The sequence below is a fragment of the Nitrosomonas sp. genome, from assembly GCF_022842015.1.
Classification (GTDB): Bacteria; Pseudomonadota; Gammaproteobacteria; order Burkholderiales; family Nitrosomonadaceae; genus Nitrosomonas.
This window is the reverse complement of record NZ_JALHQJ010000040.1, coordinates 20,755-29,520: the sequence shown is the minus strand read 5'-3', so window position 1 is coordinate 29,520 and position 8,766 is coordinate 20,755. Positions and strand designations below refer to the sequence as shown.

Below are 8,766 nucleotides of genomic sequence, written 5' to 3'. Positions count from 1 at the left end.
TTACCTCGGATGGCACAGAATGATTGACCGTCTCGGTCAAAGTATTACACCAATCCTTTGTTTTATAGCATCTCTTGGCAAAACAAGGCAGGTTCAACAACTAATTGTGACATAGCCTTGGCAAAGTACCAGGTATCGCTGCGGTTGCTGACGATGAACAGTTGCAGGAAACACAACAGGGTCTTGCAGTAGCCGTTGCCGGGGTCGTTCTTGTAATCGACGATCTGCTGCATCGCCCGGCGCGGGCTGATAGCCAGGGCTTTCAGCTCAATCTGCACCACCGGCACGCCGTTGATGAGCAGCATCACGTCATAACGATGATGGCTGTTGCCGGTGTTGATGCGCAGTTGGTTGACCACCTCGAATCTGTTCTTGCACCAATCCTTGATGTTGACCAGCGTGTAATTCAGCGGTGTGCCGTCATCACGGAAGAAGGTGTTTATTTCACGCAGGTGGCGAGCGGCGGCGAAGACATCGGCGTTAACAATCTCATCTCTCAGCCTGGAAAATTCGCTATCCGTCAATTTGACACGATTGAGCGTTTCGAATTTGTCCCGAAAATTCTGCTCAAGCGCCTCTCGGTCACGGATCTCCGGTCGGCAGATATATTTAAGGTCGTCGAGCTTTTTAATGAGATCGTGCTCGATTTGGCTTTCAGTTGTTGTCATTGGAACGATTCAGAAAGTTCAACTTGATAATTCTACAGGTTTTGACTGTTTCTCGTTAGAGATGGAAAATTTTGGTAGTGTTGTGAGAAATACTTAGATTCATCAATGATGCAAACAGATTGGATGTCTGCCTCCGCCCCCGGCATTGATCCAGCTAATCTCTCACGTGTCCTGAGCAGGAAGTGCAATCTCACGATACTAAAGCTTTTAATCCGTGAATTTGACATTAACACAGAGTTTATGTGATTCTGATCGCACATTTTTAAAGCTGTAAAATCAACCAACTTTCAATGCTCAAATGAAACTCTGGATTCGCATACTATCAATCTTCTCCATCCTGCTGCTTACCGCCTGCGCGATGGGGCCAGACTTTATTCGCCCGCAAGTGGATACCGCCGAGAAGTTTCGGTTATCCGAGATGGAGAGCGAATCAATCGCCAATTTACAATGGTGGGAGTTGCTCCAGGATGAAACGCTGCAACAATTGATCCGGCAAGCTTTGCAGGAGAACAAGGATCTCAAGCGTGCCATCGCCAGTGTCGAAGAGTTTGAAGCGCGCTCACGCATTGCGTTTATGGATTTTGTCCCCAATATGGAGATCAGCGGCAATGCGCCTGCGTTTGGCACGCTCGGTGGATTCAAGATTCCCGGCTTCCCAACGCCCTACAATTATTTCGGCCAGACAACTTTGAACTGGGAGCTGGATATCTGGGGCAGGATTCGCCGTTCCAATGAGGCTGCCCGCGCTGAACTGATGGCACGTGAGGAAAATCGTCGCGCCATCATTCTGACGCTCATCAGTACGGTGGCACAATCCTATTTCGACCTGTTGCAATTTGATGTCCAACTGGAAATTGCGCATCGCGCTTTGTCTTCATGGGAAGAATCGGTCGCTATTTCGCGTGCGCAGCTGCAAGGTGGCATCATTTCACGCCTTGATCTGGATCAGTTCGAGGCCGAACGAGCGAATGCAGCTTCGAGGGTAGCTGAACTTGAGCGCAGAATAGTGCAAAAAGAAAATGAGCTCAGCGTACTGCTGGGTAGAAACCCAATATCGATAGCGCGAGGCCGACTCCTTACAGAGCAAGCGATTCCGCCCGAAGTGCCGGCTGGTCTGCCTTCAGAATTATTGCAGAGACGCCCGGATATTCTCCAAGCCGAGCAAACCCTGGCAGCCGCCACCGCGAGAATCGGCGTAGCTCAGGCAGCACGCTTTCCCAAACTTTCGATTACCGGTTTCCTTGGCGTGGCCAGCCCGGCTTTATCCAATCTGCTGCTTTCCGGTAGCGAGTTTGGCGTGGGTGGGCTTGGCTTAGCAGGCCCATTGCTCAATGCACAAAGCCTGGGTTTTGAGCAACGTGCTGCGGAAGCGCAGGCAAGACAAGCGTTCGCACAATACGAGCAAACCATCTTGATTGCGTTCAAAGAAGTTGAAGATGCACTGGTGGCCATTCGCACCGTCAACGAGCAAATCAAAGCACAGCAACAGCAGGTCGAAGCATTGCACTCTGCTTTGCATGTGGCAGACCTGCGCTATCAGGGCGGCATTACAAGTTACGTCGATGTGTTGCTCGCCAAACGCACGCTGTTCGATGCCGAGTTTTCCCTGAGTGCGACGCAGCGCCTTCATCTGGTATCCATTGTCCAGCTGTATAATGCCTTGGGTGGCGGATGGGCGCCGGAATACAGCAATGGTCATGAGACAAACAAAGTAAAGCTATACTGAGTTTGCTTGCATCAGTACAGAGGAAAAACATGAATAAAATTTATTTGAGCATCGGATTATGCCTGGCTGTTCTGATCGGTTGCACTGAAAAGCCGCCTGCGGATTCTTCCGCTCCCGTTCCACAAGTCGAAGTCATCACCGTAACATCGCAAGCGATTCAGGATGAACCTGAATTCATTGGGCAAACGGAAGCTTTCCGCCCAGTCGAGATCCGTTCGCAGGTCAGCGGAATCATCAAAAAGGTCTTTTTTACTGAAGGGCGCAATATTAAACAGGGTAATCAGCTATATCTCATTGATCCTGTGCCATTTAAAGCGATTTATCTCAGCAGCAAAGCCAAGGTGGCTCAGGCTCAGGTCCGCCTCGATCTAGCCAAGCAGGACTTGGCGCGCGTGCTTCCGCTGCTGGAGCAGCAAGCCGTCAGTAAAAAAAATGTGGATGACGCGCAGGCAGAGGTGCGGGGAGCTAAAGCGGCGCTGGAATCGGCGCAGAATGATCTGATCAAGGCTAAATTTGACCTGGATAATACGATAATCACAGCGCCGGTAAACGGTCGCATTGGTCGCAGCAATTTCTATGAAGGAAGATTGATTTCCGCTCAGGAAACGCTTCTCGCGACAATCGACCAGCTTGATCCAATGTATGTCAATGTCAGCGTTCCTGAGAGCTATCTTCTGCGCCGCCGCCGTGAACTCGCTGAGCATAAGGTGGAACGACCGGATATTTTTCAGTTACGCGGCGTGATGACTTTCATGGATGGCAGCGTGTACCCGCAAGAAGGTGTGCTTGATTTTGCAGATGTTGCTTTGCGGCCTGAAACGGGTACATTGCAAGGACGATTTGTATTCCCCAATCCCGAAGGTGCTTTTGCGCCAGGGCAATCCTATTTTTATCCCGGGCAGTTCGTCAAAGTTCGCATTAAAGGCTATACCCGCACCGACGCCATCCTGATCCCCCAACGCGCTGTGCAGCAAGGACCTAGCGGATCATTTGTCTATGTCGTTGATGAGGAAGATAAGGCGGAGCTTAGAGCGATCAGGGCCAGCATGTGGCGTAGCAAGGAATGGTTGATCGAAGAAGGTTTGCGTCCAGGGGAGCGTGTGGTAGTAGAAGGTTTTTTCCGGATTCTCCCAGGCGCGAAAGTCGACCCCGTGCCTCATAAAAAAGAAACTACTACCTCAAGCCACAGCCCCGAGGAACCCAATCTACAGAGTACGCCATGAACTCTCATTTCTTTATCGACCGACCTATTTTTGCATCGGTCCTGTCCATTATCATTGTTGTCATCGGCTTAGTTGCCCTGCAGAAATTGCCTATTGCGCAGTTTCCACAGATCACGCCGCCTATGGTGCAGATCGATGCAGATTATCCGGGCGCCAGCGCGGAAGTCGTGGCGGAAGCGGTAGCGCGCCCAATCGAAGTGCAGCTTCCGGGTATTGATAATCTTTTATATTATGAATCAACCAGTACCAACGATGGGCATATGACCATGAAGCTCACGTTCGAGATTGGAACCGACATTGATATTGCACAGGTGCAGACGCAGAACCGGCAGCGTCTGGCCGAGCCACAACTGCCCGATGAGGTTGTGCGACAAGGTATTACCGTCAAAAAAACATCGCCCGATTTATTGGCAGTGATTGCTTTGAGTTCAACGGATCCCAAGCATGACACCGTTTTTCTCTCGAACTATAGTTTGTTGCGCATTCTCGATAATGTCAAACGGCTTCCCGGTGTTGGTGACGCAGTTATTTTTGGCGGGCAGAATTACTCCATGCGTTTGATTCTCGACCCCATCCGTATGGCGCAACTTAATATTACACCAACGGAAATTGCAGCAGTTGTACGGGAACAGAATCGCGATTTCCCAGCTGGCAGGATAGGGCGCGAACCAACGCCAAAGGGCACAGAATTAACTATTCCGGTCATTACTCGTGGACGCATGAGTGAGGTTAACGAATTCGAAGACATGATTATTCGTGCTCATCCGGACGGAGCGATGGTGCGAATGCGCGATGTTGCGCGCGTGGAATTGGGTGCTCAATCTTATGACCTGCAAGGACGGTGGAATGGGAAACCCAATACTTTTTTACTGACCTTTCTGTCACCCGGCGCAAATGCGCTCGACACCTCTAAACGGATTCGTGAAGAAATGGACAAGCTTGCAAACAGCTTTCCAGCAGGAGTGTCTTATGATATCCCATACGACACAACGACATTCATTGATGTTTCTATCAGGGAAGTGGTCAAAACACTCGCCGAAGCAATGATATTGGTAATTCTGGTTGTTTTTCTCTTTCTGCAAAGTTGGCGTGCAACACTGATTCCGGCACTCGCCGTTCCAATTTCGCTGATTGGAACGCTTGCCGGTATGGAAGCGTTGGGATTTTCGATCAATACGCTGACGCTTTTCGGTATGATTCTGGCGATCGGTATCGTGGTGGATGACGCGATTATAGTCGTGGAGAATGCCGAGCGACAAATGACTCAAGGCGGGCTCTCACCCCGAGATGCTGCAAAAAAATCTATGAACGAGGTGACTGGGCCAGTGATTGCAAGTGTTCTGGTGCTGGCTGCCGTGTTTGTACCCGTGGCGTTCTTGGGTGGAATTACTGGCGAGTTGTATAAACAGTTTGCCATCACCATTGCACTCTCTGTGACTATTTCCGGATTTGTAGCACTGACCCTCAGTCCCGCATTATGCGCCTTGGTGCTCAAGCCTAGCCATGGCTCTCCCGGACGATTCTGGAAAACATTTAATCGATTTTTTGATTGGGCGCAAACAGGATATGTCGGAACAGTTGACGTCGTCATTAAACGATCCCTAATTGCGCTTATCATTTTTTTGATGCTGATACTGGTTAATATGGGCTTGTTCAAAACAATTCCTGGGAGTTTCCTGCCGGAGGAAGATCAGGGATATTTTATTACCGTGGTGCAATTGCCGGATGGCGCTTCACTGACACGTACCATCGAAGTGTTAGAGAAAATCGAAGGGTATTTTCAAGAAATTCCCGCCGTTCATTCCACCGACACATTGACCGGCCAGAATTTTGTTTTCGGTACCCGCGGGACGAACCAAGCGACGATGTTTGTCCCGTTGCATCACTGGGACGAGCGCAAGCATGCCGACGAACAGGTACCCGGCCTAATTGCCGCAGCTTACCAGGAATTTGCCAAAATTCCGGAAGCTTTAGTGCTGGCTTTTAATGCCCCTTCGATCAGCGGACTGGGTTCCACCGGCGGTTTTTCAGCGCAATTGCAGGACCCCGCTGGCGGAGATTTTGCTGAATTTGCCGCAGTGGCGCAGGAGTTTACTGCCAAAGCCACAGAACACTCAGCGATTGCAGTGGCCAGCACCAATTTTCGTATCAGCGCGCCACGACTGTTTGCTACGGTAGACCGCGAACGTGCCAAGGCATTGGGTGTTCCGATTTCGGAAGTATTCGATACCATGCAGGCCTATTTCGGTAATCTCTACGTCAATGATTTTGTAAAATTTGGCCGCATCTACCGGGTACAGACTGAAGCACTGCCAGAATATCGCTCCAACCCGGATGATATCAGCAAGATTTATGTGCGCGCCCGGACGGGAGCAACAAATACTATGATTCCACTGGATTCGGTAGTGACCACCGAGTTTAATAGTGGCCCAGATCCTGTGACGCATTTCAACGGATTCAATTCTGCGCTCATATTGGGCGGCGCGGCGCCCGGCTATAGCTCGGGGGAAGCACTTGAAGCCTTGCAGCAAATTGCCGATGAAATTCTCACGCCGAAAGGGTATTCGATCGATTGGAGCGGAATATCCTTGCAAGAGCGTAAGGCCAGCGGGCAATCGACTTATGTTTTCGCTTTTGCCTTGCTGATGGTATTTCTGGTACTGGCCGCCTTGTACGAAAGCTGGTCTATTCCATTTGCTGTTATTTTAGCTATTCCTTTTGGAATCCTGGGAGCATTTCTGGCAATTTGGACAAGGGATTTGACTAATGACATTTATTTTCAAATCGGCTTAGTGACTTTGATCGGATTAGCGGCCAAAAATGCCATTTTAATTGTGGAATTTGCCAATCAACGCTACGCAGCCGGGATGTCATTAACCGAAGCAGCACTCGATGCGGCACGGCTTCGCTTTCGGCCTATTATCATGACGTCGATGGCATTTATACTGGGGGTGCTACCACTGGTTATCGCATCCGGTGCTGGCGCAGCCAGCCGTCACTCAATCGGAACCGGCGTATTCGGCGGCATGCTCGCAGCTACATTCCTGGCGATCTTTTTTGTACCGCTGTTTTTTGTCTTGATCGGCAAGCTCACGCAACGCGGCAAACGACCAACTAGTGCAAACGAGCCACAACAAACGATTGCTATAGCGCCGCCGCAAGATGATCAAACTAGAATCGATGAAGGTAAACAATGATTAGAAATTTAGTGCGGCATGGCATTGCATTCGTCTGCGGATTATTATTCGCCAGCCATGCGATCGCACAGGATCGCGCGCAACCACGCCTACCTACAGTCGAATTAACGGCCGGCATGCATGTAATACAAGCCGAAGTTGCACACACGCACAACCAGCAGAGCATCGGCCTAATGCACCGTAAGAAGATGGGGGTCAACGAAGGAATGCTTTTCGTTTACGAGGTGCCGCAAGTACGCTGCTATTGGATGCGCAATACGCTGATACCGCTGACTATCGCGTTTATCGACGATAATGGCGCCATCGTCAATCTGCGTGACATGCAGCCGCGTACCGAGCGCTCGCACTGTTCGAGTAAGCCGGTACGCTATGCCTTGGAGATGAACCAAGGTTGGTTCAAAGCGCGTGGTCTAAAACCCGGTTTCAAGTTGCGCGGAATTCCACTTGCTCCGGCAGTGATGCCGTAAGTTTGTACCCTGGATTATCGAATAGTGAGTTAGCGTCCTCGCCCTCCGCTCGCTCGACGAGGTTCATCGAAACGCCGACGGGACGATGGAGCAAAACCGGCACCCGCAGGTTTTTTACTTACCGGCTTTTTATTTTCTGATTTTTTTGGTGAGCTGCGCGAGGGCGTTGCGCCACGTGGTTCCCCACCACGGCCATTTTTAATTGGCTCAGCCTTAATGCTAGGATCCGGCTCAAATCCAGCAATCACCTGGCTGCGCAATTCGTGTTTAATCAATTTTTCGATTGCCGCAAGCAACTTAATTTCATCCACGCACACCAAAGATACGGCATCTCCTTCCGCTCCAGCACGGCCCGTCCGGCCAATGCGGTGAACATAATCCTCGGGGACATGGGGCAATTCAAAATTAACCACGTGGGGCAATTCACTGATATCAATGCCACGTGCGGCGATATCGGTCGCTACCAAGACTTGCAGGTTACCCGTCTTGAATTTGGCCAATGCCTGCGTGCGCGCCGTCTGGCTTTTGTTACCATGGATTGCAAGTGCAGGAATACCGTCCGCGGTCAGAAATTCTGCCAGCTTATTAGCGCCGTGCTTGGTACGGGTAAATACCAGCACCTGCGACCAGCGATGCTGCTTAATCAGATGCGCCAAGAGATTTCGTTTGCGATCACGATCCACCGGATGCACCACATGCGTGACCTTGTCTGCAACCGCATTACGACGCGCCGCTTCAATCAAGGCTGGTTGGTTGAGCAGATTATCCGCTAGCACCCGGATCTCGTCCGAGAAAGTCGCTGAAAATAATAAATTTTGCCGCTGCTTGGGTAACAGCGCGAGTATTTTTTTTATATCCCGAATAAATCCCATATCAAGCATGCGATCGGCCTCATCCAACACGAGGATTTCGATCTGTGACAGGCTCAGTGTTTTTTGTTGCACATGATCCAGCAAGCGTCCCGGTGTCGCGACCAAAATATCCACGCGACTTTTCAGGCGGGTGATTTGCGGATTAATATTCACACCGCCAATCATCATCATTGAACTTAACTTTAAATATTTGCCGTAATCACGCACACTCTCTTCCACCTGCGCCGCAAGCTCTCGTGTTGGCACCAAAATAAGCGCCCTTATTGGCGGCCGTCCAATGGATGGCCCTTTGACGCTTTTGTCAGAAAGGCGGTGCAGAATCGGCAAGGTAAAGCCAGCCGTTTTTCCGGTGCCGGTTTGCGCCCCGGCCAGCAGATCGCCGCCCGTCAAAACGGCGGGTATTGCTTGCGCCTGAATGGGTGTAGGTACGGTATAGCCGCGTTCAGTGACGGCGCGAATAATTTCATCGGACAAGCCGAAAGTAGCGAAAGACATAAAACTCCAAGGAGGGTTAACAGGTTGTCATCCCAGGTTGGGTATGACTATCAAGACAAAGGGATGAAGGATACTGCCATAAATCCAATTCTTATAGCGAGTATAATATGAATTGGTT

The 8,766-nt window shown here is 50.4% G+C and carries 6 protein-coding genes and 1 pseudogene; 5 read left to right on the top strand and 2 right to left on the bottom strand.

The features are described 5' to 3' along the window. Positions 1–115 (top strand): annotated as a pseudogene (locus tag Q0C11_RS09005) (IS1595 family transposase); the annotation flags it as partial. On the opposite strand, the gene Q0C11_RS09000 reads toward Q0C11_RS09005, so the two are convergent. Further along, positions 63–668 (bottom strand): type I restriction endonuclease, encoded by a 606-nt coding sequence (locus Q0C11_RS09000; protein WP_293007218.1) that lies wholly within the window; start codon positions 666–668, stop codon positions 63–65. The pseudogene Q0C11_RS09005 and the gene Q0C11_RS09000 overlap by 53 nt on opposite strands. Before the next feature lie 298 nt (positions 669–966). Between Q0C11_RS09000 and Q0C11_RS08995 the strand changes: the two genes are divergently transcribed. From Q0C11_RS08995 to Q0C11_RS08980, 4 genes are read left to right on the top strand one after another with little or no spacing between them, the layout of a single operon-like run. Continuing rightward, positions 967–2,394 carry an efflux transporter outer membrane subunit gene (locus Q0C11_RS08995; protein WP_293007217.1) on the top strand — a complete coding sequence of 476 codons (1,428 nt, stop codon included), beginning with the start codon at positions 967–969 and terminating at the stop codon, positions 2,392–2,394. A gap of 29 nt (positions 2,395–2,423) precedes the next feature. Continuing rightward, positions 2,424–3,617 (top strand): efflux RND transporter periplasmic adaptor subunit, encoded by a 1,194-nt coding sequence (locus Q0C11_RS08990; RefSeq protein WP_293007216.1) that lies wholly within the window; start codon positions 2,424–2,426, stop codon positions 3,615–3,617. Continuing rightward, on the top strand, positions 3,614–6,814 hold the full coding sequence (locus Q0C11_RS08985; protein WP_293007215.1) for an efflux RND transporter permease subunit: 3,201 nt from the start codon (positions 3,614–3,616) through the stop codon (positions 6,812–6,814). The genes Q0C11_RS08990 and Q0C11_RS08985 overlap by 4 nt, the downstream gene beginning before the upstream one ends. Continuing rightward, on the top strand, positions 6,811–7,281 hold the full coding sequence (locus tag Q0C11_RS08980) for a DUF192 domain-containing protein (protein ID WP_293007214.1): 471 nt from the start codon (positions 6,811–6,813) through the stop codon (positions 7,279–7,281). The genes Q0C11_RS08985 and Q0C11_RS08980 overlap by 4 nt, the downstream gene beginning before the upstream one ends. A gap of 29 nt (positions 7,282–7,310) precedes the next feature. On the opposite strand, the gene Q0C11_RS08975 is transcribed toward Q0C11_RS08980, so the two are convergent. Then, positions 7,311–8,648 (bottom strand): DEAD/DEAH box helicase, encoded by a 1,338-nt coding sequence (locus Q0C11_RS08975; protein ID WP_293007213.1) that lies wholly within the window; start codon positions 8,646–8,648, stop codon positions 7,311–7,313. Between the last annotated feature and the right edge of the window lie 118 nt (positions 8,649–8,766).

Coding starts and splice junctions, on each gene's coding strand:
- Q0C11_RS09000 (WP_293007218.1), bottom strand. CDS start 668: ATGACAACAACTGAAAGCCAAATCGAGCACGATCTCATTAAAAAGCTC.
- Q0C11_RS08995 (WP_293007217.1), top strand. CDS start 967: ATGAAACTCTGGATTCGCATACTATCAATCTTCTCCATCCTGCTGCTT.
- Q0C11_RS08990 (WP_293007216.1), top strand. CDS start 2,424: ATGAATAAAATTTATTTGAGCATCGGATTATGCCTGGCTGTTCTGATC.
- Q0C11_RS08985 (WP_293007215.1), top strand. CDS start 3,614: ATGAACTCTCATTTCTTTATCGACCGACCTATTTTTGCATCGGTCCTG.
- Q0C11_RS08980 (WP_293007214.1), top strand. CDS start 6,811: ATGATTAGAAATTTAGTGCGGCATGGCATTGCATTCGTCTGCGGATTA.
- Q0C11_RS08975 (WP_293007213.1), bottom strand. CDS start 8,648: ATGTCTTTCGCTACTTTCGGCTTGTCCGATGAAATTATTCGCGCCGTC.